Raw genomic sequence first — 24,624 nt, forward strand, 5'->3', positions numbered from 1 at the left:
TCAGGGCGACGCGGCGCCCGCGGGGGTCTGGAGGCGGAAGAGCAGGGCCATGCGCAGGGGCAGGTCCATCGAGTCGAAGCCGAGGCACGCGGCGGCCACCGGTGACACCGGCTGCTTGGTGGCGAGCACCGTCTTGCCGGACGGGTCGCGCAGGGACAGCTTGCCGTCGCGCACCTTCACGTGGAGGGCCTCCGCGCCGGACGCGCCCTTCACGGACGCGCCGCCACCGTCGGAGACCACGGTGTAGAGCAGCATGTCCTGGGCATCCGTGAGCACCCACCCGGAGCCCTCACGCGTGAGCGTGTAGCGCACCGCCGAGCGCGCGGCGTCCTTCACCTGGTAAGCGTCCGGGCCGCCCGTGACATAGGCCAGCACCGTGTCGTCCGGACCGGACACCTTGAGCTCGCCGCCCTTCCACTTGTAGCGGGCGACCTCCTTGTCCTCGCCGTCGACGAGCTTCGCGCCGTCGTCCTTGGGCTTGAGCGAGAAGCGCTCGCGGTCGTCGCCGTCCTTGAACTTGAGCTTGGCGCCCGCCTCTTTCGGCTCGGCGGCGGAAGCGGCGGCGTTGGCGGGAATCGCCTGGGTGTGCGGCGCGGGCGCGGGGGCACTCCCCTGCTGGCACGCCGAGGCCCCCAGCACGCCCAGGCCCACGAGGAACAGGACTCGAAGTTTCACGACGTGGACCTCATCTTCCCGGGCTGGACCTGGGAGCTGGAGTGGTTGAGCACCTGATAGAGGCTCAAGAGCATCATCGTCGCGGTGCGCGACGCATCTGTTTTCCGCGGGGCTTCAGGCCGGGGGCTGGCACCGGGCCGCGGCTCGGATGGCGGCCGGGCCACCCAGTCCTCGTCCAGTTGGACGCGCAGCGCCACCCGGTCCTCCGCCACGCGCACCCGCTTCAGCCTGGCGCCGGGGGGCAGCCGCACGGCGCTCCGGGCGGCGTCCTTCAGCGTCGCGAGCCCGGGGTGGCGCTCCGGCTTCACCCGCAGCGCGACGGTCATCAGGCTGACCCCGCTCCGCTTTGTCTTGGTCCGGGTCTTGAGCGGCATCACCTTCATGCGCTCGACCACCCGCACCTGATCCACCACGGACAGGTGCAGGTGCGTGCCGTCCGCGAACCGGCCCTGCAATGACAGCCAGGGGTCGACGAAGTCCGCGCGGGTCCCCGGGCCGCGCTTCCCCTCGAGGTTCTCCGTGCGCACGCGCTTGCTGGCGTCCAGGGGCAGCGTCAGGTCCAGCGTCACGTCCACGGGCGCGTCCGCCAGCAGGTCCACCTGGAAGCGCTTCAGCAGCGTGGCCAGCAACAGGCGGCGCTGATCCTTGTGCGGGGGCTCCACGACCCAATCGTTCGGCGGCCACGACCGCTTCGCCGCGGCCTCCTGCTGGAGCATCCAGGACGCGAGGAGCAGGAGGATGCCGCCGGGCAACGAAAAGAAGAACAGGAGGACCGCCAGGCTCGCCAGCTCCTTCTGGTCCGAGGGCAGGAGCCAGAGGACCGCGAGGAGCACCCCGGCCGCGACGAGCAGCCCCACCCCGAAGCGCGCGGGGGTGTTCTTCGAGGCGCGGACGGGCTCCGGCTCTGGGGCACGCTCGGGCTTCGGAGTCAGTGCCGCCAGCACCTCCGGCACGGTCGCGCGCACCTGGTAGCGCTGGGTCTTCTGGAAGGCTTCGGGTTCGAGCGCCACGAGGGCCAGCGTAGGAGCCGCTCCCGGCCGGGTCAAAGCGGCTGCTCGCGGCCCGGCGCCGTGTTCCTCCGGCGCGTGGTGCCCAGCACCTGGTAGAGGCTCAGGAGCATCATCGTCGCGGCGCGCGCCGCGTCCTGGGTCGCGGGAGGAACCACCCCCTTGGGCGTCTTGCCCTTGGGTGGGGCGGGCTTCGTCGTCACGACGCTCCACTCGCGATCCAGGAGCACCCGCATCGACAGGCGGTCCCCGGCCACGTCCAGCCGCGACAGCGCGACGCCCGGAGGCAGCTTCGCGGCCCGCTTCGCGTTCGCGCCCAGGCCGGCCAGGCCCGGGAAGCGCTCTGGCTTCACGCGCAGCCCCACCTGGAGCAGCGTCTTGCCCTTGCGCTTGGTCTTGAGCTTCGTCTTGCCGCTGCGGCTGCGGCCGTAGCGCTTGCGCTTCTGCAGGTGCTCCACGGCGGACAGGTGCAGGTGCGTGCCGTCCGCGAAGCGGCCGTGCAGGGACAGCCACGCGTCGGTGAAGTCCTCGCATTCCCACCGGCCCCGCTTGGGCTTGCCCACGCATTTGCGCGCTTCATCCACCGGCGCCAGGTCCAGCTTCACGTCCACCGGCGCGTTCGCGTCCAGGTCCACCTGGAAGCGCTTCAGCAGCGTGGCCACCAGCCCGTAGCGCCGGTTGTCCAGGTCCGTGCGGCCCGCGCGCGACCGGATGATGAAGAGCACGATGCCCGCCGCGAAGCTCGCCGCGGCCACGAGGGCCGGCAGTCCGCCCCACGTGTCCTGCTTCGCGGACGAGAGCTGCGCCACCACGACGGACAGGAGGGCACAGCCGGCGACGCTGAAGGCCATCAGGAGCCAGGCGGCGAGCCACTGCGCGCGCCGCCTCCGCTCCGCCCGCGCGTCCAGCTCCCCCAGCGCCTTCAGGTCCGCCAGCACCTCCGCCACCGGAGCGCGGGTTTCATAGATGTACGTCTTCTGGAATTCGGAGAGCTCGAGCGGCACGGCCGGCAGCGTAGGGAGCCGCTCCCGGGGGGTCAAACCGACGTGCGGCGCCGGCGCGCGGCCTGCAGCTTCGCGCGCCGCCGGGCGTACCCCAGCACCTGGTAGAGGCTCAGGAGCATCATCGTCGCGGTGCGGGACGCGTCGTCCTTCTCCAGCGCCTTCTTCCAGAAGGCGGGGGCCTCCGGCTCACCCGGCTCGCGCCCCGGCCGCGCCACCCATTCGTCGGACAGCCGGGCGCGCAGGGACAGCCGGTCCGCGGCGACGCGCACGCGCTCCAGCTCGACCTTCCGGGGCAGCCGCACGGCGTCCGCGGCGCGGGACTGGAGCCGCTCCAGGCCGGGGTAGCGCTCCGGCTTCACGCGCACGGACACGTCCAGCCGGGCGAAGCCCTTTCGCTTCGTCTTCGTCCGCGACTTGCCGCTGGCGCTCGTCTTGGAGCGCTCGCGCTTCTGGAGCCGCTCCACCATGTGGATCCGCACGAACGCGCCGTCCGCCAGCCGGGTCTCCAGCTTGAACCACGGGTCGACGAAGAAGTCCGTGCTCCACCAGCCCACCATGTCCTGCTTCACGCGCTTGTCGAGCACGTCGGGCGGACGCAGGTTCAGCTTGAGCCACACCGGCGCGTCCGGGGCCAGGTCCATCTCCAGACGCTGGAGCAGCACCTGGGCCAGGCCGTAGCGCCGGTTGTCCAGGTCGCGCGGCTTGAGGGTGTGACGCCACAGCAAGAGCAGGAGCCCCAGGACGAGCAGCGCTCCGCCCACCGCGCCCGTGACCTGGAGGAGCTGCTCGCCCTCCTCGGTGAGCGAATGCCGCTCCCCGGTGCTTGCCCACGTGATGTAGGCCAGGATGACCATCACCCCGCCCGGAATCGCGGTGCACCCTCCGCCCCACGCCAGCGCGAGCCGCTGCTGCTCCGCGCGGGCATCCAGGCCGGCCAGGACCTCCATGTCCTCGAGCAGGTCCGGCACCGGCGCGCGGAACTGGTAGGTGAAACGGTCGTGGAAGCGGCTGACGTTGACCGCCAAGGCGGTGGACTCCCTGCGATGCCCGTGGGGCGGACCCGCGCGGAAGCGTAGGGGTCTCCGGGCCGTCCCACCAGGGGTGAACCGCCAGCCATGCAGGCAGGCCGAGCGCCGGGAAGGCCCGGGCGTTAGGTAGGATGGCCGGCCCCGACGGCATCGGGCGCGAGGTGGACCTTGGACGAAGTCAGCCGGAGAGCGGCGCTGAAACTCATCGCGGCGGCGGGCATCACCACCGTGGGGTGTTCACGCGGTTCGGGAAAGGCAGAGGAGTCGAAGATGAGTCAGCAGCAGGCACAGCAACCCGAGGCCATCCTCCGGGTGGATCCGCTCGGGCCGTCCCCCACCCCGTGGCGGACGCCGGATCCGTTCCTCTTCTGCGTGCACCATGACGACCGCTACCCCCAGGGCAACGACAAGCTGGGGCCGGACGCGTCGCTCGCGGGCCGGGACATCGGCCAGGACTTCGCGGGGCGGGACGGCTGGAACATGTACCACGGCACCGTGGTGCCGGGCTTCCCGCAGCACCCGCACCGGGGCTTCGAGACGGTGACCATCGTGCGCAACGGGCTGCTGGACCACTCGGACTCGCTGGGCGCGGCGGCGCGCTTCGGTGGGGGCGACGTGCAGTGGCTCACCGCGGGCGGTGGCATCAACCACTCGGAGATGTTCCCGCTGCTCAAGCAGGACCAGGGCAACCACATCGAGCTGTTTCAAATCTGGCTCAACCTGCCGCGCGCCAACAAGATGGTGCCCGCGCACTTCTCCATGCTGTGGGACCACGTCATCCCGCGCCACGTGGCGAAGGACGACGCGGGCCGCGCCACGAACATCACCGTGGTGGCGGGCAACCTGGGTGACCTCCAGGCGCCTCCGTCGCCGCCCAAGTCCTGGGCCGCGAACCCGGACGCGGACGTGGCCATCTGGACGCTGAAGATGGAGCCGGGCGCGCGCTGGACGCTGCCCGCGGCGAAGCGCGGCACGAACCGGATGCTCTACTTCTTCCTGGGCGCCGGGATGAAGGTCGGCGGCCGGGCGGTGCCGGCGAGGAGCGCCGTGGAGCTGCGCGCGGACGTGGACGTGGTGCTGGAGAACGGCCCGGAGACGGCGGAGCTGCTGCTGCTCCAGGGCAAGCCCATCGGCGAGCCGGTCGTGCAGTACGGCCCGTTCGTGATGAACTCGCGGCAGGAGATTCAACAGGCCTTCGCGGACTACCAGCGCACGGGCTTTGGCGGCTGGCCCTGGCCCAGCCACGATCCGGTGCACGCGCGCGAGGAAGGACGCTTCGCGCGGCACGCGGACGGCCACATCGAGAAGCCGGCCTGATCAGGGCTTCTTCTTGGCCTCGGCGCCCTCCCACTTGAAGCTCACGGAGGGCGCCTTGACGGCCTTGGCGTCCTTCATGAGGAAGCCCTCCTGGCGCGTGTTCGCGCGCTCCAGGGCGGGCTTCAGGGACGCGGGGATGGGCAACAGCAGGCCCACCACGTACATGTTCCCCCGGCACATCTCCGCCGCGTAGCCGAACGAGATGCGCACGGCGACCTTGTCGCCTTCGACATGGTGGAACGCGACGGAGCGCTTCACGTTGTCCAGTCCGTACTCGAAGCCGACGCAGTCCTCGTCGGCCTCCAGGGTCTGGAGCAGTGCCTCCACGGTCTTCGCGCTCTCGAAGGCCTTGGGGTCGCCGATGAACTTGCGCACGTAGCCGTCCGCCTTGAGGGCCTTGAGGACGTCCTTCTCCGGGAACACCTCCAGCAGGTTGAAGCCGTCCTTGCCCTTCGTCACGTCCTGGGTGGCGTAGATGCGGCTTGCGTACGGGTGTGCGCCGCCGGTGTAGCCGGCGTTGGAGTCCTCGGAGCTCACGTACGGGCCCACCACGGACAGCACGGTGAAGGACTGCGTGGCCTCCCAGTCGGACGTGTCCTGCGTGGCGTCCACGCCCTCCGTGACGCTGGAGAGGAACTCCTTCTTGCGCGACTGGAGGCCGAAGACCTCCTTGCCGCCGCGCAGGGCGCGCAGGTCCTTGGACGACATCTCAAACGTGACGTCGGTGCCGGTCACCTTCCACGTGAGCGGCTGGGCCTTGGGAGCGGGCGCGGCCGTGAACAGGGCCGCCATCACCACGGAGCTCATGAGCATGCGCGCCATCTTGCCCGAACTGGTACATGGACAGACATCGAGATGAATCCCCCAGACCCATCCCTGCTCCTGCTCGTCCACGCGCCCGAACTCGACGGTGACTCACGGCGGATGCGCGCTGTCCTCTACGCCATGGAGCACGCGCTTCCGGGGCTGCATCTGGACTGGACCCTCTCTGAAACGGAGGGAATCCAGCCGTTGTCCAAGCGGGATGCGTGGTTGGACCGGGCCGCGGAGGACGGCGAGCTGCCCGCGCTCTGCAACGGAGACGAAAGCCACCTCGTGACCGTGAGCGGTTGGGAGCGGGCCGCGCACCTGTGTCCCGGGAATGAGCCGCTGTTCGAGCTCCACGTGGAGCTGCCCATGGACGCGCACGGCATCGCGGTGGCGGCGCGGGTGCTGGAGGCCGTGTCCGAAAGCTCCCGGGCCTGGTGGGGGCGGGTGCTCACCCCGAGCGCCGGGGTGACGCTGGCCCAGCAGACCCGCCGTCGCTGGCAGGATCCGCCGGAGCCGCCTCGGGGGCTGCCGGTGCTCGAACCGATGGAGCTGACGCCCACGCCCGTCGTCCCGCATCACCTGGGCTGGGTGAACTACTGGTCCGCCGCCACCGTGCAGCGGCTCGGGTTCCCGGATCCGTCTCGCGACGCGGAGCTGCTGTCCCGCTCGCGCTACACGGCTTTTGGAGGCTGGCTCGTGAAGCTCACCGACGCGCCGCTGGACCTGGACGACCCCGCCCACCTTGAGGCCCTGCTGCGGGCCTACGCGCGCTTCCCCGAAATCGGCGGACGCGCCCCGTTTGCCGCCGGCCCGCCGTCGCGGTAGCACCGGGCCGTGGGCACCTCCGGAATCGTCTACGCGTCCTTCGACCGCTTCCCCGCGCCCAAGGGCGCCGCCGTGCACATCCGCGCCTTCGTGGAGGCACTGGGCGCCGCGTTCGGTCCCATGGACCTCGTGGCCATTGGAGCAGGTCCGGACGCTCCCCCGCCTGCCCTGAGCCCCCACATCACCTACCACCCGATGGGTGCCCGCGGGAAAGACCTGGTCGCCCAGGCGCTGACGTTCCGCTCGCACCTGGGTGCGTGGTGGAGGGGTCGGCCGCGCGCGAAGGTCGTCCACGTCCGCTCCATCTTCGAGGGCTACCCCATCGCCCGGCGCAAGGCCGCCCTCACCGACGCGCTCGTCTACGAGGTCAACGGCCTGCCCTCCATCGAGCTCAAGTACCACCACCCCGATGTCTCCGATGACGTGGAGCTGATGCGAAAGCTCCTCGCGCAGGAGGAGGCCTGCCTCCAGGCCGCGGACCTCCTCGTCACGCCCAGCGCCGTCACCGCCGAGCACCTGGTCTCCCGCGGCGCGGATCCCAAGCGCCTGCGCGTCATCCCCAACGGCGTGGACCTGGACGTGTTCCGCTACGCGCTCCCACGCCCGCCCGAAGCCGGCCGCCCCGTGCGCATGCTCTACAGCGGCACCATGACCGCGTGGCAGGGCGTGCACCACGCCATCGAGGCCTGCCGCATCCTGCGCCGCGACCTGCCGGTGACGCTCACCCTCGTGGGCCCCCTGCGCAAGCACGCGCGCCGCGCCCTCCTGGACCGCTGCGGCGACCTCGTGCTCCAGGGCGCGGTGGAGCTCCTCGAGCCCCTGCCCCAGGAGGAGCTCGCCCGGCTGCACCACGCCTGCGACGTCGTGCTCGTGCCGCTGCCCGTGAACGACCGCAACTGCGTGCAGGGCTGCTGCCCCCTGAAGCTCATTGAAGCCATGGCCACCGGCACGCCTGTCGTCGTCAGCGACCTGCCCGTGGTGCGCGCGCTCGCGGAAGCGACCGAGGCCTACCGCATCCGCCCCGGCTCGCCCAAGGCCATCGCCGAGGCCGTGAAGGACCTCCTCGCGAACCCCGCCCTCGGCGCCTCCCTGAGCGCCAACGCCCGCGCCCGCGTGGAGCGCGAGTTCCCGTGGGGCCGCGCGCAGGAGGCGCTCGTGAACGCCTACGCGGAGGATTTGGGCATCGCGCGCGTCAGCACGCGAGACAACACCGCGGCCTCCGCGTCCGCCTGAAAGCCCGCCTCGATTCGCGCTCTCGCCGCCGTCCCCAGCGCCGCGCGCTTCGCCTCGGGCATGCCCAGCACGTCCAGGCACGCCTGCCCCAGGTGGTTGAGCAGCGCCTTCTCCACGATGAAGCCGTTCACCCCGGACTCCACCGCCTCCGGAATGCCACCCGCGTCGCTGGCGATGACCGGCCGCGCGCACGCCATCGCCTCCAGGAGCGCGTTGGGCATGCCCTCCCACAGCGACGGCTGGAGATACACATCACACAGCCGGAGGTGCTCCGCGATGAGCTCCGGGGACTCCAGTGCTCCGGAGATGAGGATGCGCGCCGCGTCCTCCGGATGCTCCGCCCGGTAGGCCACCAGGTGCTCCGCGTCCCGGGCGCGCACCTCGCCAATCACCAGCAGGCACGCGGGCCGCACGCGGCGCACCTCCGTGAGCGCGGACAGGAGGAACGGCAGCCCCTTCTTGTGGCGCAGCTCTCCGGAGAAGCCGAGCACCGCCTCGCCCGGCTGGATGCCCAATCGCTCACGCAGCGCCGCGTCCGCGGGACCCGGTGAGAACAGCGCCGTGTCCACCGCGTTGGGGATGACCTCCACGCCCGGGTCGCGGCCCAGCAGCATCGCCATCTTCCGGCCCAGGTCCGCGGAGGCCGCGGTGAGCACGTCCGCCCGCTGAATCGTCCAGAGCAGGCGGGCGAAGTCCCCCGGCGGGAACATCAGCTGATCCACGTCATTGCCCCGCGCGCTGAGGATGGAGCGCAGCCCCGCGCTCTGCGCGAACACCACCGCGAGGAAGCCCGGCGGGTACAGGTAGTGCCCCCACACCAGGTCGTACTTGAGCCGCGAGTGCAGGTGGCCGAGCACATCGAGCGTGTGCTGCATGGACAGGTCCGCGCTGCCGAACAACCCCAGCCGGTGCAGCGTGACGCCCTTCGCGAACGGCGACACGTCCCCCGCGTCCGGCACGGTCTCCAGCGCTCCCGGCTGCGCCGTGCGGGTCCAGGCGACCACGTCCACGCGTGCGCCCAGCCGCACGAGCGAGCCCGCGGTGCGCGCGCCGCTGCGCGCAAGCCCTCCGATGTCAGGGGGAAAGCGCTCGGCGAGGAGGAGGACGCGGGGACCGGAAGCCATGCCCTGAATCTACCCGGCCGCGCGCGCCGGCAGGCGGGGAACCGTGAGGGATGAAAGGCGGAAGCCGTCCCGTTGCAACGCCCAATCCATGACGCAACCCCCGACTGAAACCCTCGCGCAGGACGCCTCTCCCTCCACGACGGGAGCCAGGGGCCTCCTTGCCTCCCTGTGGTTGGCGGTGAAGGGCTCCACCGAGGACCTGGCCACCGGGCCCGTGGACCGCGCCTTCCTGCTGCTGTCCGTGCCCATGGTGCTGGAGATGGTGATGGAGTCCGTCTTCGCCCTGGTGGACGTGCTCTTCGTGTCGCACCTGGGCGCGGACGCCATCGCCACCGTGGGCCTCACCGAGTCCATGCTCACGCTCCTCCAGACCCTGCCGCTGGGCCTGTCCATCGGTGCCACCGCGCTCATCGCGCGCCGCATCGGGCAGAAGGATCCGGAGCGCGCCGCGAGCGCCGCGGTGCAGGCCCTGGGCCTGGGGCTCGCGCTGGCCGTGCCGCTGGCGTTCGCGGGCAGCTACTTCGCGCGTCCGCTGCTCACGGCCCTGGGCGCCGCGCCCGGCGTCATCGAGCACGGCGCGGGCTACACGCGGCTGATGCTGGCCAGCTTCCCCATCATCATGCTGCTGTTCCTCATCAGCGCCATCCTGCGCGGCGCGGGGGACGCGGCCACGTCCATGCGCGCGCTGTGGCTGGCCAACTCCGTGAACATCGTGCTCGCGCCGCTGTTCATCTTCGGCCTGGGCCCCGTGCCCGCCATGGGCGTCACCGGCGCCGCGCTGGCCACCACCGTGGGCCGCTCCACCGGCGTGGTGTATCAGGTGTATCGCCTGCTCAAGGGCAGCGGACGTCTGGAATTGCGCCGCCGCCACCTGCGCGTGGAAACGTCCACGCTGCGCTCGCTGCTGAAGCTGTCGGGAGGCGCCACGCTCCAGTCGCTCCTGGGCATGTCCAGTTGGCTGGTGCTGATGCGCATCGTGGCCACCTTCGGCAGCACCGCGCTCGCGGGCTACACGCTGGCCATGCGCGTGCTGCTCTTCGCGCAGCAGCCGTCGTGGGGCCTGTCCCACGCGGCGGGCACGCTGGTGGGCCAGAGCCTGGGCGCGGGCGACACCGACCGCGCGGAGCGGGCCGCGTGGCGCGCCAGCTTCTACACGCTCGCGTTCCTGGGCCTGGTGGCGGTGGGCTTCCTCCTCTTCGCGGAGCCCCTCATCCACCGCTTCACCACGGATCCGGAGGTGGGCCTGCACGCCGTGCGCTGCCTGCGCATCGTCAGCTGCAGCCTGGCCCTCTACGCCTTCGTCACCGTGCTGCCCCACGCCTTCAACGGCGCGGGGGACACCACCACCCCCACCGTGGTGAACGCCCTCTTCTCCTGGGGCCTCCAGCTGCCGCTCGCGTGGGTCCTCTCCCATCCGTTGGGCCTGGGCCCCTCGGGCGCGTTCATCGCCATCGCCGTCACGTATGGAGCACTCGGCCTGGCGAGCGCCGCCCTCTTCCGGCGCGGCGGCTGGAAGCTGCGACACGTCTGAGACCGCCCTCCACCAGCCGACAGTCCACACCGCCCGGAGGCTGAGTTGAAAGCCCCTGGGGAGTGCGGACTTTCCCGAAACTCTCGCAGCGGGTGGGCGCAGGAAGCGCTTCCAGCCCCGGGGCTCCCCTCACCCCGGGGCGCCGTCAGGGTGTCGTCGCGAGAGCACGGGGCACAACGGTGGGGGAGGGGCTTCACACATGGCGGGCAACGAGCGGTTGGGCGTGGCGGTGGTGGGACTGGGCGGGGCGGTGGCGACGACGGCGGTGGCGGGCATGGAGCTCTTGCGCCGGGGGCGGGTGGACACGCGGGGCCTGCCGCTGGCGGACGCGAAGGGCCTGGGCCTGGCCGAATATGGCGCGCTGACGTTCGGCGGCTGGGACCTGTTCGAGGACGACCTGGCGAAAGCCGCGCGCAACCACGCGGTGCTGACGGAGGCGCAGCTGGAGGCGGTGTCCCCCACGCTGGGCCGCATGCGGCCGTGGCCCGCGGCCTCCAACGCGAAGTTCTGCAAGAACGTCGTGAGCACTGCGGAGAAGAAGGCGCGCACCCTGCGCGAACAGGTGCGGGCCATCCGCGACGACCTGGCCCGCTTCAAGCAGCGTGAGCAACTGGAGCGCGTGGTGGTGGTGAACCTGGCCTCCACGGAGAAGGCCGTGGACCTCACCCGCCCGGAGTTCGCCACGCCGGAGGCCTTCGAGAAGGCCCTGGACGCGAACGACCCGGACATCGGCCCCGCGATGCTCTACGCGTACGCGGCCATCGTGGACGGCATCCCGTTCGCCAACTTCACGCCCAGCGTCGCCGCGGACGTGCCCGCGCTGCTCCTGCTGGCGAAGCGCACCGGCGCGCCCGTCGCGGGCAAGGACGGCAAGACAGGGCAGACGCTGCTCAAGACGGTGCTCGCCCCCGCGCTGCGCGACCGCGCGCTGCACGTGGACGGCTGGTACTCCACCAACATCCTGGGCAACCGCGACGGCGAGGCGCTCAACGACCCGGCGTCGAAGCAGAACAAGCTCGACACCAAGGGCGCCGCGCTGGACAGCATCCTCGGCTACAAGGTCCAGGACCACATCGTCTCCATCCAGTACTACCGCCCGCGCGGGGACAACAAGGAGGCCTGGGACAACATCGACGTGACGGGCTTCCTGGGGCAGCCCATGCAGTTGAAGCTCAACTTCCTCTGCAAGGACTCCATCCTCGCCGCACCGCTCGTCGTGGAGCTGGCGCGCACGCTGGACCTGGCCAAGCGCCGGGGCGAGTGCGGCGTCATCGACGCGCTGGGCTGCTTCTTCAAGGCCCCCATGTCCCAGGACGGCGAGCCCGTGGAGCACGCCATGGCGGAGCAGCAGCGCCGCCTGATGACGTGGCTCTCCAAGGGCCGCGCGCAGCAGGCGGAGCGCGCTCCGGAACGCATCAGGGGCTGAAGCCATGAACGCACCCGCGCGTGACACGGCGTCCCCCAGCCGCATGGCGGAGCTCCGTCCGCTTCTCTCGGAGCTGATGGACCTCAAGCGCCTCCGCACCCCGGACCACCCGGACGGTCTGGCGGCGCATGGCTTCCGCCGGGCCTGGGCCGCGCTGGCCTCCGGCATGGACCCGCGCATCGTGGCGCTGCGGGAGACGGCGCGCGCGCTGGCGGCGGTGCGGCTGGGCGGCCTGGACATGGACGTCCTCCAGCGGGCGGGGCTGTCCCCGCTGGACGCGACGCGGGTGCTGCACCGGGGCCTGGAGGCGGTGGCCGCGCCGCTGGCCCCGGGCCTGAGGGAGCGGCTGTCCGTGGCGCTCTCCCAGACGCCAGAGGAGGCGTGTCACGTGCCGCCGCCCCTGTTCGTGGAGCGGCTGGTGCGCCAGCCCCGCGCCGGGGCCACGTTCCCCGGCCGGCCGCGCATCCTCGTCTCCCCGCAGGAGAGCCACGCGGACCACTGCTACGCGGTGGCGGTGGGCGCGGTGCTCGTCGCGCCCTGCTTCGGCGCGTCCCCCGCCCTGCCCTTCGTGGCGGGGCTCTCACATCACCTCTTCAACGCGGCGCTGCCGGACGCGGGCTACGGCGGGGAGGCGCTCCTGGGGGACCTGCTGGAGCCCCTCATGAAGCGCCTCACGGAGAAGGCCCTGTCGTCGCTGCCGGAGCGGCTGGCAGGGGTCGTGCGCCAGGCGCTGTCGCTCACCGGCAATGTGGACTCCGCGGAGGCGCGCGCCTTCAACGCCGCGGACGCGCTGGACCGGGTGCTGGAGCTGGAGGCCCACGCCCGCGCGGCGGGCTTCACCCTGCGCCAGGCGATGGAGGACCTGGAGTTGATCCACCCCGGCCCGCTCCAGACGTTCGGCAACGACGTCCTGCGCGAAGCGGCGGTGTGGCCATGAGCCGCGAGGCGGCTCCTGAACCTTCCCAACAGGCGGTGACCATGTTCGAGGCGAAGCCGGGGACCCGGAAGCTGGGCTGGGCGGTGGTGGGGTGTGGCTGGGTGGCGAGGGACTACGTCATCCCGGCGCTCCAGGGCGCGAGCAACGCGAGGCTGGTGGCCCTGTGCGACGCGAACGCGGAGGCGCTGATGCGCATCCGGGCGGACGACGTGAGGCGCTACACCGCGCTGGGGTCGGTGCTGGCGGACAAGGACGTGCAGGCCGTCTACATCGCCACGCCCAACCACCTGCACGCGGCGATGACGGAGGCGTGCGCCGCCGCGGGCAAGCACGTGCTGTGCGAGAAGCCCATGGCCGTCACCCCGGGGGATGGCCTGCGCATGGTGTCCGCGTGCCAGCGCGCGGGCGTGCACTACGCCACCGCGTTCGACCAGCGCCACCACGCGGCGCACCGCAAGCTGCGCATGCTGGTGAAGGAGGGCGTGCTGGGCACCGTCACCCAGGCGCGCATCCACTACGCCTGCTGGCTGCCCGAGGACTGGACGCCGGACAACTGGCGCATCGACCCGGAGCAGGCCGGCGGCGGCGCGATGATCGACCTGGCGCCGCACGGCCTGGACCTGCTGGAGGTGCTCCTGGGCGACGAGTGGGCGTCGCTCACCGCCCTGACGCAGCGGCGCGTGCACCGCTACGCCGTGGATGACGGCGCGGTGCTGATGGGCCAGTTCAAGAGCGGCGCGCTGGGCCTGTTGCAGGTGGCCTACAACTGCCCGGACGCGTACCCCCGGCGCACGCTGGAGCTCATCGGCACCCGGGCGCGAGCGCTGGCGTACAAGACGATGGGCCAGACGCCCGGCGGCACCCTGTCGCTCACCGACGCGAAGACGGGGGAGGAGACGTTCATCTCCCTGTCGCCGGAGGAGGACCGCAGCCCCTTCCTCCACCAGGTGGAGGCCTTCTCCACGTGCGTGCTGGAGGGCCGCCCGCAGCCGTTCGCGCCGGAGCGCGACGTGCGGCTGGTGGGGCTGCTGACGCAGGCGACGCGAGACGGAAAGGCGTTTCCGCCATGCCACTGACCCGCTACGCCTGCACCCACTGCGGCACGTGGCAGCCGGGCTTCCCTCGCGAGCGGCCCACGGGCTGCCCCACCTGCCTGGACGTGCGCAACGCGCTGCCGCGCGACGGCTGGGACTTCCAGACGGCGGGCCAGGTGTCGGAGCGGCTCACCACGCGCTGGGAGGAGGCGCTGCCCGGCATCTGGGGCTTCACCTGCACGCCGTCCTTCGGCCTGGGCTCCACGGGGTGGCTCCTGCGCAGGCCCGAGGGCAACGTCGGCTTCGAGGGCGCGCCCTGGTACTCGCGGCCCGCGCTGGAGTTCATGGAGGTGATGGGCGGCCTCCAGGTGCTGTCCGCGTCGCACCCGCACGGCTTCGGGGCGCTGTGGCAGTTGCAGGAGCACTTCGACCCGCTGCTCGTGCTGCACCGGGATGCGGTCCCGTACAGCAAGGCCTTCCAGGTGCGCTGGCCCGTGGATGACGAGCATGAGCTGGCGCCGGACCTGACGCTGCACTGCGTGGGCGGCCACTACGAGGGCCAGACGGTGCTCTACGACGCGCGCACCCGCTCGCTGTTCTGCGGCGACGCGCTGAAGGTGGACCTGGACGCGCGGGGCAGGCCCACGGGCCTGTCGTGTCACAAGGGCTTCCACTACGCGATTCCGCTGAGCCACGGCGAGCTGCGCCGCTACCGCGCGGTGCTCAAGCAGCTCCCGTTCGAGAACGTCTTCACCCCGTTCGAGTTCGCGCGAGGCGTCACCCGCGAGCACGCGCTGGCGCTGTTCGACCGGCTGCTCTCCGGCATGCCGCACACCCGTCCCCTGCCGTTGGAGGAACTGTCATGAGCATTGCCCGAGCCCTGGATGCCTATCACCGCGCCGTGTCCACCGGCGCCCTGCAGATGTTCCGCATCGACCCCATCGACCGGTTGGGGATCCCCGTGGCCTCCGCCAGCCTGCGGCTGGGAGACGGTCCGGGCGCGGTGCTGCACGGCAACGGCTACGGCCGCACGGACGAAGAGGCGCGGGTGGGCGCGCTGGGCGAGCTGGTGGAGGAGACCTTCTGCGAGCTCGCGATGCACCGCATGCCGCGCGTGCACGGCAGCTACGCGGCGCTGGTGCGCGCGCGAGGCCCCACCGCGGTGGCGGATCCGCTCACGCTGGGGCTGCCCGCGGGCAGTCCGTATCAGCCGGACCTGCCGCTCGTCTGGGTGGAGCTGCAGCGGCTGGCCACCGGGGAGCGGGTGCTGGTGCCGGAGGAGTACGTCGCCATCCATCCCGGGCAGTTGCAGGGGAAGACGCCGCTCATCACGCCCATCACCAACGGCCAGGGCGCGGGGCTGACGCGGCCCCAGGCGCTGGCGCACGGCCTGCTGGAGCTCATCCAGCGCGACGGCAACGGGCTGATGTACCGCGCCATGGACCAGGGCGTGGTGCTGGACCTGGAGGGCACGGACCTGGCGCCGGACGTGCGCGAACTGTTGGAGCTCTACCGCCGCGCGGGCGTGGAGGTGATGGCGAAGCTGGCCAGCACGGACTTCGGCATGGTGAACCTGTACGTGGTGGGCCGCGACCTGTCCGTGGGGGACCAGCCGCTGATGGTGACGGCGTGCGGAGAGGCGGCCGACCCGGACCGGGACCGGGCGCTGCGCAAGGCGCTGCTGGAGTACGCCTGTTCGCGCGCGCGCAAGGCGTTCATGCACGGGCCGCTGGGGGAGGTGGCCCGGGTGGCGCCGCCGGAATACATGGACCGCTTCGTGCCCCTGGTGGACCTGGACGCGGAGGAGCCGCGCGCGCTGAACGCGATGGTGGAGTGGGCGCGGATGCCGGCCCAGGCGCTGCGCGAGCTGACGGCGTGCACGCTGACGGTCCGCCAGAAGGTGCGCTTCGAGGACCTGCCCCGCTCGCCCACCGTGGAGGACCCGTCGCTGCGGTGCGACCACGTGGTGCGGCAACTGCACGCGGCGGGCTTCGACATCCTGGTCGCGGACCTGTCTCCGCCGGGCCGCCAGGTGCACGTGGTGAAGGCGCTGGTGCCGGGCCTGGAGGTGGAGACGATGACGTACAACCGCGTGGGCGAGCGCAACGCGGCGCGGCTCCTGGAGCGCAGGGATCCGCTGGTGGGCCTGGGGGCGCCGCCGCCGGGCGCGCAGCCGGTGCGCCTGACGCCCGAGGCCGAGGAGCGGCTGGGCGGCCCCGTCTGGTTCAACGCGCGGCTGGCGGAGGCCCGCGTGGGGCGGCTGTACGCGCTCTACCGGGAGCCGGACCGCCACGCGGTGCCGAAGGTGCTCGCGAGCCGCCGCTTCGGGGGGCAGTGAGCCATGGCCCTGCGCTTCGCGTACAACACCAACGGCGTGTCGAACCACCGCTTCGAGGACGCGCTGGGCCTCATCGCGGACAGCGGCTACGACGGCGTGGCGCTGACGCTGGACCACCACCACTTCGACCCGTTCGCGCCGGACTTCGAGCGGCGCACGGAACAGCTCGCCACCCGGCTGGAGCGGCTGGGCCTGGGGCTGGTGGTGGAGACGGGGGCGCGCTTCCTGCTGGACCCCCGGAGGAAGCACGAGCCCACGCTCATCACCCCGGAAGCGGAGGGCCGCGCGCGGCGGCTGGAGTTCCTGAAGCGCGCGGTGGACGTGTGCGGGACGTGCCGGGGGGAGGCGGTGTCCTTCTGGGCGGGCGTGCCCCGCCCGGGCGTGACGGAGGAGTCCGCGTGGCCGTGGCTGCTGGACGGAGTGACGCGGCTCTCGGAGTACGCGGCGGCGCGCGGCGTGGTGCTGGCGCTGGAGCCGGAGCCGGGGATGCTGGTGGAGACGGTGGACGGCTGGCGCCGGTTGCAGGCCTGCGTGCCCGGCGTGCGTCTGGCATTGGACGTGGGGCACCTGCTGGTGACGCAGGAGCGGACCCCCGCGGGGGCCGTGCGCGAGTTCGCGCCGGTGCTGGGCACGGTGGCGCTGGAGGACATGAAGCGCGGCGTGCATGAGCACCTGCCCTTTGGCGAAGGGGACGTGGACGTGCCGTCGGTCCTGCGTGAGCTGACGCGCGCGGGCTACGACCGGCTGGTCTGCGTGGAGCTGTCGCGGGACGCGCACCGGGCGCACGAGCTGGTGCCCCGGGCGCTGGAATGGTTGAGGGAGCGCCTGCCGACGGGCGCGGAGGTGGCGGCGTGAACAGCGTGAATGGACTGCGGATCTGCTTCATCTCCCGGCGCTTCTTCCCGGCCATCTCCGGGATGAGCGTCTATGCGCTGAACCTGGTGCGGGAGCTGGTGGCGTGCGGGCACGACGTGACGATGGTGAGCCAGTACCGCAGCGACCCGGCGGGAATGGCGGTGTACGGGGGCGGGCCGCCGCCGGGCATCCCGGGCGCGCACGTGCTGGGCTGCGAGTCGGTGGGCGAGCAGCGCATCAACCAGGGCCAGCCGGCGAGCTTCGAGCACGACCTGGAGGTGATGGTGGACACGGTGGTGCGCGAGCACCGGCGCCGTCCGTTCGACCTCATCCATGCGCAGTACGGCTATCCGTGCGGCCTGGCGGCGCTCCAGGCGGCGAGGCTCCTGGGACTGCCCAACGTCGTCTCCATCCAAGGCGGGGACGGGCACTGGGTGGGGACCTGCTGCGGGACACACAAGCAGGCGATGCTCGCGGTGCTGGGCCACGCGGGGGCGCTGCTGATTGGGAGCAGGTCCTTCGCGGAAGAGGTGAGCGAGCACCACGGCACCCCGCTGGAGCGGTTCACCATCGTCCCCGGCGCCACGGACACGCAGCGCTTCCATCCCCGCGGTGAGTCGACGGTGGGAGACATGCGGGACGTGCCGGTGTGGCTGTACCACGGCCGGGTGGACGCCCGGAAAGGGGTGATGGAGCTGCTGGACGCCGTGCATCGGCTGGTGGCGGACGGGCGGAGGTTCAAGCTGCGGGTGTCTGGGATTGGGCCAGACGTGGAGTCGCTGCGTTCGAGGGTGGCGACGGAGGGGCTCCACGGCGTGGTGGAGCTGACGGGGGCGTCCACCTACGCGGAGGCGCCGGACCTGTACCGGAGCGGGGACCTGTTCGTGTCGCCCACGTATTCAGAAGGGTTCTCCAACACGCTGCTGGAGGCGATGGCGTCCGGGCTGCCCATCGTGTCGACACGAGCGGTGGGCGTGGTGGACTGCCTGGAGGACGGCAGGGATGGGCTGCTGGTGCCGCCAAAGGACAGCGCCGCGCTGGCGGAGGCGATGGGCCGGATGATGGACGACGCGCCGCTGCGCAAGCGGCTGGCGGCGACGGCGCTGCGCGAGGTGCGGGAGTTGTACTCGTGGCGGGCGGTGGGGCGGAGGATCCAAGGCGTCTACAAGAACCTGACCGGCACGCGGCCGGACACGCAGTGGACGCACCTCTACGACCCGGCGATGACGGAGGAGCGCGCGGACCACACGTGCCGGTTCCGGGCGGCGCCGCATCTCCTATGAGCACGGCCCTCTTCGTATCGCCGCACCTGGACGACGTGGCCTTCTCCTGTGGAGGCACGTTGGCGGCGCTGAAGGCGGAGGGGTGGACGGTGGCGCTCGTCACCGTCTTCACGCGGTCGGTGCCGAAGCCGGAGGGCTTCGCGCTGCAATGTCAGACATCGAAGGGGCTGGGGCCGGAGGTGGACTACATGGCCCTGCGGAGGGACGAGGACCGGGCCTTCGCGGCCTGCATGGGCGTGGACCACGTGAAGTGGGGAGACCTGGAGGAAGCGCCACACCGGGGCTACGCGAGCCCGGAGGCGCTGTTCCAGCCACCGCGAGCGGACGACATCATCGAAGCGAAGGTGGCGGACTGTTTGAAGCCGCTGTTGTGGAACCTGAAGCCGGACCGGGTCTTCGTGCCCCAGGCCCTGGGGAGCCACGTGGACCACGTGCAGGTGGTGCGAGCCGTGAAGGAACTGGGCATCCCGACGACCCGGCTCTTCTATTACCGGGACACGCCCTACGCCGTGCGCCAGCCCCAGGCCCACCCCGACGCCGCCGTCCCCCAGGGCCTGCGTCCCCTGGCCGTGGACATCACGGAGCATTTGCCCAAGAAGGTGGAGGGCTGCGTCCGCTACGGCACGCAGCTGGGCTTCCAATTCGGCGGAGTGGAAGGTCTGGCCCGGACGCTCACGGCGTTCCACCGGATGGAAGCACAGGCACGCGGTCAGCCCGGAGCCGCGGAGGTGTTCCTGTCACAAGGCACGCAGGAGACCGGCTGAATCAAGAACCTGGTGCACCTCCGTGGCGAGCCGGACGTGTTCCGGATTCGTCACCGTGAACCGCTCCTCCGTGAGGATGACCAGGGTGCCCAGGTCCTCCACGGGCTCAACGCGCACAGGGGCAGGGAGAGGCGGAACCTCTCCCCACTGCCGGGAGAAGTAGGTCATCCAGCCCACGAAGGTGCCCGCGTCCCCTGATGAAGACGCTTCGTCGCGGTACTGCTCGGATGCAACGACGCCCCAAGCCGGCTCCCAGCAGCGCACCACGGCACGAAGTACCTCGAGCAAGACGGATGCTGTCAGCACGCGTTCAGCCACTTCTCCTTGAGAAGGAGGATCGACGACACAGACCGAAGTCGGCACAGCATTCGCGGAGCCGCAGAAGCCATTGACTGAGGTTGTTTCGTCCGGGTTCGGGCCCGCCCAAAACCAAAACTGGAAGCCGTCACCGATGCGGTTCTTCTTTCGAGCGAACAACTCCAGGAAGGAGGCCCGGTCGGTCTGGACCTGACGTTCCTGCGCTTGCTTGAAGGTGCGTCCGGTCTCGTGCCACTGACGCCACGTCGGTTCAAGGCGGCTCAGGCGCTCGAACAAGCTTTCCGCTCTGTGGGCACACGATTCAGCGGACTCGTGCCGTGCCGTCCAGTAAGCCCCCAGGTAGTAACGGTCAGTCATGTGGTCGGCGGTGCTCATTTCGTGGGAGCGAGATAACGCACTTCCACCATAACGCTCTGGCGATTGAACAGCGCACGCAAGGCATCTGCGAATTTCTTCTCGGCGACCACCCATCGAACGCGAGCACCTCCAGCCACTTCGATTTGCCGCCGAGCCTGCTCAACCAAGGCATTCGCGCCCTGGAAGAACTTCTTCGCCTTCAGATCAATACCGAAGAATTGCTCGTAGCCCGGCCCCTTGGCGTCCAGCAGTACGTTCTCATCCACGTCATAGCCGTCGAAGTCGACCTCCTCGTCCCCCTTCTTGACCCGGTACGCGGATCCCTTCGGAGCCCCAGTCACCTGGGCTTGATAGTCGCGAGCACGGTCGGACATCGACTCGTTCACCTGCACCCATTTGCCCGGCCCTCCTGAGCTGCTCGGAGGAGGCGGGCCCATCGTGGCCATGGCCACCGCCGTGGACGCGAGCGTCACCTCCACCACGCCGTCCACCACCGCCACCGCGCTCACGTCCAGCACGCGCGCCGGGTTGAAGCCCGCGTTGGCCGCGCCCGCCCTCACCGCGTCCGGAAAACGTGGCATCAAGCTGAGCGATGACGACAGCCCCATCGTCACGCCGTGACTCACCAGCACCGTCACCGCGAGCACGAAGACGCGCGCCACCTCCGGTCCCAGCGCCTGCGCGAAGACCTCCGCCGCCTCTTCCAGCTCCTGGAACGTCTTCGCCCTGTCCGTCGCCTCCTTCAGCGCCCCGCACGCCCGCACCACCGCGAGGAACGACTGCACGCCCACGTAGGCCAGGAACACGGCGGCAATCACCGCCGCGGCCTTGGTGAACACAGGCTCCGGTGCCGCCGCCAGCACCACCCAGGACGCAATCGCTCCCGAGACCACGGACACGAAGAACTCCGGACTCAGCGTGTCCTGCAACGCGGCTCCGATACTGGCTCGCAGAGGCTCCAGCGACATGCCCACCGCGAGCGTGAGCCGGTCCAGTTCACTGAAGCCCGCCCCGTCCTCCAGCAACGACAGACAGTCCCCCGAAGCCTCATGCGCCCGGCACCACCGCCCGTACCCGTCCCGCAACATGAACCCGAACCCCAGGTCCAGCTGCGCCCCCTTCTTCGCGACCGCGCGCACCACCTTCGGCGCCCGCACCGTCAGTGGCACCTCCAGCACCAGCCGCGTCAGCGCCTCCTCGAACTCCCGGGCACTGACCGGCACACGGCGGTCCCACGTCACCGGCGCATACGTCCGGGTCCCCTGCTCCGTGCGCAGCCGCACCGTGGGTCCGCTGGCGCAGCCCACCCAGAACACCAGCAGCATCAGCCAGCATCCAGCCCGTCCCCACGGTTTCGTACCCAAGTAGCGTCTCCACCCAAGACGTGTCATCTAAATGTCCCCCGGTCCCCGGAGCACGGATGACGTCGATATCGGATGAGACCCACCAGCGCATCACCGACCTCTGCGCCCAGGGAGACGCCGCGGCGGGAGACGGCGCCATCGAGCAGGCCCTGAAACACTTCAAGGCCGCCCTCGCGCTGATCCCCGAACCCACCCGCGAGCATCAGCAGAACACCTGGGTGCGCGCCGCCATCGGCGACATGTACTTCCAGCTCGAGCGCTTCGAGGACTGCCGCGAGCACTTCCGCGAAGCCGTCCACTCCCCCGGAGGGCTCGGCAATCCCTTCATCCACCTGCGGCTCGGCCAGAGCGCCCTGGAGCTGGGAGACGAAGCCCGCGCCGCCGACGAGCTCGCCCGCGCCTTCATGGGCGGAGGCGAGGAGCTCTTCGAAGGCGACGACGCGAAGTACCTGGAGTTCATCCAGTCCCGCCTGCTCCCGCCCCAGGACGCCTGAGGGTTCCAGGGACCCGAGCGCCGGACTCCCCGCTCGACCTGGCGCCTCACGCACGCGGGGCATGCACACCCTGAGGCGTGAACCCGCTCCCGCGAGGAGGCGCCCATGACACGCCAGCAGCCGAGCACCGTCCGTCCCTTCTTCCCGGAGGGCTTCCGCGAAGGCGACGCGGACGTCAACGGCACGCGGATCCACTTCGTCATCGGCGGCAAGGGCAGCCCCGTCCTGCTGCTGCACGGCTACACGCAGACGCACCTCATGTGGTGGCGACTGGCGCCGGAGCTCGCGAAGCAGCACACCGTGCTCATCCCGGACCTGCGAGGCGCGGGGGCCTCCGCCGCCCCCGCGCGGGGCTATGACAAGGAGACGATGGCCCGCGACATGCGCGCGCTGGTGAAGCAGCTCGGCTTCGACAAGGTCTCCGTCGTGGGCCACGACATCGGGCTGATGGTCGCCTACGCCTACGCCGCCCTGTTCCCCGACGAGGTCGAACGCCTGGCCCTCCTGGACGCGTTCCTGCCGGGCATCGAGCCCTGGTCCGACCAGGTCATGAGCAGCCGCGACGTGTGGCACTTCACCTTCAACGGCGCCACCGCGGAGAAGCTGGTGCAGGGCCGCGAGCGCATCTACCTCGACCACTTCTGGACCGACTTCGCCGCCAATCCCCAGGCCGTGGGCGAAGCGGAACGGCAGGCGTACACGGAGGCCTACGCGGCCCCGGGCCGGCTCCACTCGACGTGGAGCTACTTCCAGGCCTTCGACCAGGACAAGAAGGCCTTCCGGGAGCTCGCCCGGAACAAGCTCCCCATGCCCGTGATGGTCATCGGCGGGGACAAGTCCCTGGGCGAACCGCTCGTCGCGCAGGCGCGCGCGGTGGCGAATCAGGTCGAGCCCCACATCCTCCGGGACACCGGCCACTGGGTGACCGACGAGCGGCCCGAGGAGGTCCGCGAGCTGCTCGGAGACTTCCTCCGGGCGTGACGCCGGGCCCGCTAAGCCCCGAAGCCACCCAGCGCGGTGCGGCTGAAGCTGGCCGCGCCCTGGCTGACGCGCACGGCGGACTGGCTGAACACCTGGAACGCGGCGCGGATCTCCTGGGCGCTCTGCCCCGGCGTCAGGATCCACCGGTCCGCGATGCCCATCTCCTGGAACACGCGCCGGAAGTCCGTCACCCCATCGTCGATGCCCATCGCCGCGACGATGTGGTTCTCCACCCGGTGCAGGTCCTTCACCAGCGCCGCCACGTCCTTCGCCCGCGCCTTGCGCGAGCCCGCGTCCGCGCCGTCTGTAATCAGCAGCGTCACCGTGCGCACCGGCACCCCGTTGCCGCTGAACTCCTGCGCCTTCGCCAGCACCGTGCCCAGCAGCACCACCGCCTGGTCGTACAGCGGCGTCCCCTGGTCCGCCGAGTAGTTCTTGCCGTGCATCCGCACCACGTCCTCCAGCGGCCGGAACGGATTGAGGACATGCCCGTTCAGGTAGCGCGTGTGGAACAGGACGCCGTCCTTCTGCTGACTCGCCAGCAGCGCGTCCAGCACCAGGTTGTGCCCGTCACACACCGTCTTCTCGTGCCCCGAGTGCGCGATGCTCCCGGAGTCATCCGGCATCACCGTCACCAGCACCACCTCGCTCGCCTGCACGTCGTCCACGTGGATGCCCAGGCCCGCTTGAATCTGCGCCCCCAGGTCCACCACCGTGAGCGTCTGCAACCCCGCGGGGCTGAGGATGCCCTCCGCGTGCGCGTCCTCGAAGAGCTTCGTGACACCCGTCCCGTTCGCCTTGCTCATGTCCGTGTCTCCCTTCGTGTGAGTGCCAATGCCAGACGTCACGCCACGTGCAGGTCCGGCCAGCTCGCCAGCGGATCCGTCGACTTCACCAGGTGCATGCCCGCGTCCGCGAAGCGCTTGAGCGCCGCGTCCGCCTGCGGCGTGAAGTCCGCCGCGAAGCCGCCCTTGCCGTCCGGCACCGTCACCGACGACATGCAGTCCGTCAGCAGGTACACCTTGCGAGCCAGCGCCGCGTCCTGCGCGACAATCTCTCCCAGCAGGTCATCGATGCTGCTCTTCACGCAGTGGCTGGCCGCCTGCCCGCCAATCACCACCGCGTCCGACGTGAGCAGCGTCTTCAGGAACTGCGTGTTGCGCTGCGCGAGCGGCTGGCCGTCATGCCGCATCAGCACCTCCGGCCGCATCACCGAGTAGTTCTCCGTCAGCGGGTTGCCGCCCTTCACCTCCGCCCACGACTGCACGCCGCGCGCGTACGAGTGGAACAACCGCGCCTCCTGCACCACGCCCGACAGCGCGTGTCCGTCGCTGCCCAGCAGGCAGTGCGGCGGCCACAGGTAGAGCGTGTACTTCCCCGCGCGCTCCAACTCCTCGCAGTAGAACTTCACCTGCTTGAGCAGCCACGGGTAGTTGCCGCCGCACAGCCACTTCGCCACGGCGGGGTTCGGCCGCGCCTGGCCGCGTTCAATCTGCTCGCGAGTCACCTCGCGGTACGGCTGGAGCGGCTGGTCGTCCTGGTCCACCCAGAACGACGGGAAGAAGATTTGATAGGCGAAGTGCGTATCCAGCGTCGCGGTGACGTTCGTCAGCGTCCCCAGGTTCCGGTAGATGAACTCCGCGATGCGGCGGTTGTCATCGATGGCGCCCCGCCCGCTGCGCCCCGCCACGTACAGCGAGCCATCCGGGAAGCAGAAGTCCTTCTGCACGTCGATGAGCAGCAGGTGCAGGTTGAAGCGGTCCGTGGCCGCCGCCGTCACGCCCTGCGCCGCCTTCCACGCTCCGGCGTCACGCTGGAGCTTCCCGGCGTTCGGGCCGTAGCCGTACTCCGCCGCGTGGTTGGAGTTGTAGAACCCGGGCAGCGGCAGCTCCTTCACGGTCGTCTTCTTCATGTCCAGC

General features: G+C 70.9%; 24 protein-coding genes. 14 read left to right on the plus strand and 10 right to left on the minus strand.

The genetic code is table 11. The features are described from left to right. The 4 genes from JYJ93_RS02055 to JYJ93_RS02070 are packed head-to-tail and all read right to left on the minus strand — an operon-like array spanning position 1 to position 3,711. Positions 1–675, minus strand: a complete 675-nt coding sequence (locus JYJ93_RS02055; protein ID WP_206786176.1) for a hypothetical protein — start codon at positions 673–675, stop codon at positions 1–3. Continuing rightward, the gene (locus JYJ93_RS02060; protein WP_206786178.1) at positions 672–1,685 is read right to left on the minus strand and encodes a hypothetical protein; all 1,014 of its coding nucleotides are present in this window, start codon (positions 1,683–1,685) and stop codon (positions 672–674) included. The genes JYJ93_RS02055 and JYJ93_RS02060 overlap by 4 nt, the downstream gene beginning before the upstream one ends. A gap of 32 nt (positions 1,686–1,717) precedes the next feature. Continuing rightward, positions 1,718–2,686: a hypothetical protein gene (locus JYJ93_RS02065; RefSeq protein WP_206786180.1), complete on the minus strand. Its 969-nt coding sequence runs from the start codon at positions 2,684–2,686 to the stop codon at positions 1,718–1,720. Positions 2,687–2,718: 32 nt separating this feature from the next. Continuing rightward, entirely contained in the window at positions 2,719–3,711 is a 993-nt protein-coding gene (locus tag JYJ93_RS02070; protein ID WP_206786181.1) for a hypothetical protein, read from the minus strand. Positions 3,712–3,984: 273 nt separating this feature from the next. Here JYJ93_RS02070 and JYJ93_RS02075 point away from each other — a divergent pair, with 273 nt between their 5' ends. Next, complete coding sequence (locus JYJ93_RS02075; protein ID WP_206786183.1) at positions 3,985–5,031, plus strand: pirin-like C-terminal cupin domain-containing protein; 1,047 nt, start codon at positions 3,985–3,987, stop codon at positions 5,029–5,031. On the opposite strand, the gene JYJ93_RS02080 is transcribed toward JYJ93_RS02075, so the two are convergent. Then, entirely contained in the window at positions 5,032–5,844 is an 813-nt protein-coding gene (locus tag JYJ93_RS02080; protein ID WP_242543624.1) for a hypothetical protein, read from the minus strand. Positions 5,845–5,886: 42 nt separating this feature from the next. On the opposite strand from JYJ93_RS02080, the gene JYJ93_RS02085 reads away from it, so the two are divergent. Then, the gene (locus JYJ93_RS02085; protein ID WP_206786186.1) at positions 5,887–6,666 is read left to right on the plus strand and encodes a DUF5953 family protein; all 780 of its coding nucleotides are present in this window, start codon (positions 5,887–5,889) and stop codon (positions 6,664–6,666) included. A 9-nt stretch (positions 6,667–6,675) separates the two neighbouring features. Beyond that, the gene (locus tag JYJ93_RS40755) at positions 6,676–7,899 is read left to right on the plus strand and encodes a glycosyltransferase family 4 protein (RefSeq protein WP_206786187.1); all 1,224 of its coding nucleotides are present in this window, start codon (positions 6,676–6,678) and stop codon (positions 7,897–7,899) included. Here JYJ93_RS40755 and JYJ93_RS02095 read toward each other — a convergent pair. Beyond that, a complete protein-coding gene (locus tag JYJ93_RS02095) occupies positions 7,830–9,023 on the minus strand; it encodes a glycosyltransferase family 4 protein (RefSeq protein ID WP_206786188.1) in 1,194 nt (397 codons plus the stop codon). The genes JYJ93_RS40755 and JYJ93_RS02095 overlap by 70 nt on opposite strands. 88 nt (positions 9,024–9,111) lie before the next feature. Here JYJ93_RS02095 and JYJ93_RS02100 point away from each other — a divergent pair, with 88 nt between their 5' ends. The 9 genes from JYJ93_RS02100 (at position 9,112) to JYJ93_RS40510 (ending at position 19,191) form a co-directional block, all read left to right on the plus strand. After that, a complete protein-coding gene (locus tag JYJ93_RS02100; RefSeq protein ID WP_206786189.1) occupies positions 9,112–10,554 on the plus strand; it encodes an MATE family efflux transporter in 1,443 nt (480 codons plus the stop codon). Between the two features lie 199 nt (positions 10,555–10,753). Next, positions 10,754–11,980: an inositol-3-phosphate synthase gene (locus JYJ93_RS02105; RefSeq protein WP_206786190.1), complete on the plus strand. Its 1,227-nt coding sequence runs from the start codon at positions 10,754–10,756 to the stop codon at positions 11,978–11,980. A 4-nt stretch (positions 11,981–11,984) separates the two neighbouring features. Then, complete coding sequence (locus JYJ93_RS02110) at positions 11,985–12,917, plus strand: hypothetical protein (RefSeq protein WP_206786191.1); 933 nt, start codon at positions 11,985–11,987, stop codon at positions 12,915–12,917. A gap of 41 nt (positions 12,918–12,958) precedes the next feature. Next, the gene (locus JYJ93_RS02115) at positions 12,959–13,993 is read left to right on the plus strand and encodes a Gfo/Idh/MocA family oxidoreductase (protein ID WP_206786192.1); all 1,035 of its coding nucleotides are present in this window, start codon (positions 12,959–12,961) and stop codon (positions 13,991–13,993) included. Further along, positions 13,984–14,817: a hypothetical protein gene (locus JYJ93_RS02120; RefSeq protein ID WP_206786194.1), complete on the plus strand. Its 834-nt coding sequence runs from the start codon at positions 13,984–13,986 to the stop codon at positions 14,815–14,817. The genes JYJ93_RS02115 and JYJ93_RS02120 overlap by 10 nt, the downstream gene beginning before the upstream one ends. Next, entirely contained in the window at positions 14,814–16,289 is a 1,476-nt protein-coding gene (locus JYJ93_RS02125) for a YcaO-like family protein (RefSeq protein ID WP_206786196.1), read from the plus strand. Before JYJ93_RS02120 ends, JYJ93_RS02125 begins: the two co-directional genes overlap by 4 nt. Positions 16,290–16,292: 3 nt before the next feature. Continuing rightward, positions 16,293–17,144 (plus strand): sugar phosphate isomerase/epimerase family protein, encoded by an 852-nt coding sequence (locus JYJ93_RS02130; protein ID WP_206786198.1) that lies wholly within the window; start codon positions 16,293–16,295, stop codon positions 17,142–17,144. Continuing rightward, entirely contained in the window at positions 17,141–18,427 is a 1,287-nt protein-coding gene (locus JYJ93_RS02135) for a glycosyltransferase family 4 protein (RefSeq protein WP_269012922.1), read from the plus strand. The genes JYJ93_RS02130 and JYJ93_RS02135 overlap by 4 nt, the downstream gene beginning before the upstream one ends. Further along, on the plus strand, positions 18,424–19,191 hold the full coding sequence (locus JYJ93_RS40510; protein WP_206786202.1) for a PIG-L family deacetylase: 768 nt from the start codon (positions 18,424–18,426) through the stop codon (positions 19,189–19,191). Before JYJ93_RS02135 ends, JYJ93_RS40510 begins: the two co-directional genes overlap by 4 nt. On the opposite strand, the gene JYJ93_RS02145 is transcribed toward JYJ93_RS40510, so the two are convergent. Both JYJ93_RS02145 and JYJ93_RS02150 read right to left on the minus strand, forming a co-directional pair. Next, positions 19,165–19,866, minus strand: coding sequence for an immunity 52 family protein (locus JYJ93_RS02145; RefSeq protein WP_242543625.1), 702 nt, complete (start codon positions 19,864–19,866; stop codon positions 19,165–19,167). The genes JYJ93_RS40510 and JYJ93_RS02145 overlap by 27 nt on opposite strands. A gap of 14 nt (positions 19,867–19,880) precedes the next feature. Beyond that, positions 19,881–21,191, minus strand: a complete 1,311-nt coding sequence (locus tag JYJ93_RS02150; RefSeq protein WP_242543626.1) for a restriction endonuclease fold toxin 5 domain-containing protein — start codon at positions 21,189–21,191, stop codon at positions 19,881–19,883. A gap of 95 nt (positions 21,192–21,286) precedes the next feature. Between JYJ93_RS02150 and JYJ93_RS02155 the strand changes: the two genes are divergently transcribed. Next, entirely contained in the window at positions 21,287–21,724 is a 438-nt protein-coding gene (locus JYJ93_RS02155) for a hypothetical protein (protein ID WP_206786206.1), read from the plus strand. Positions 21,725–21,829: 105 nt separating this feature from the next. Then, positions 21,830–22,705 carry an alpha/beta hydrolase gene (locus tag JYJ93_RS02160; RefSeq protein ID WP_206786207.1) on the plus strand — a complete coding sequence of 292 codons (876 nt, stop codon included), beginning with the start codon at positions 21,830–21,832 and terminating at the stop codon, positions 22,703–22,705. A gap of 11 nt (positions 22,706–22,716) precedes the next feature. Here JYJ93_RS02160 and JYJ93_RS02165 read toward each other — a convergent pair whose 3' ends face one another. Both JYJ93_RS02165 and JYJ93_RS02170 read right to left on the minus strand, forming a co-directional pair. After that, on the minus strand, positions 22,717–23,511 hold the full coding sequence (locus JYJ93_RS02165) for a hypothetical protein (RefSeq protein ID WP_206786208.1): 795 nt from the start codon (positions 23,509–23,511) through the stop codon (positions 22,717–22,719). A 38-nt stretch (positions 23,512–23,549) separates the two neighbouring features. Continuing rightward, positions 23,550–24,617: a nicotinamidase gene (locus JYJ93_RS02170; RefSeq protein ID WP_206786209.1), complete on the minus strand. Its 1,068-nt coding sequence runs from the start codon at positions 24,615–24,617 to the stop codon at positions 23,550–23,552. Positions 24,618–24,624 lie beyond the last annotated feature (7 nt).

Origin of the sequence: Corallococcus sp. NCSPR001, from assembly GCF_017309135.1 — a bacterium.
In the GTDB taxonomy this organism is placed as follows: Bacteria; Myxococcota; Myxococcia; order Myxococcales; family Myxococcaceae; genus Corallococcus.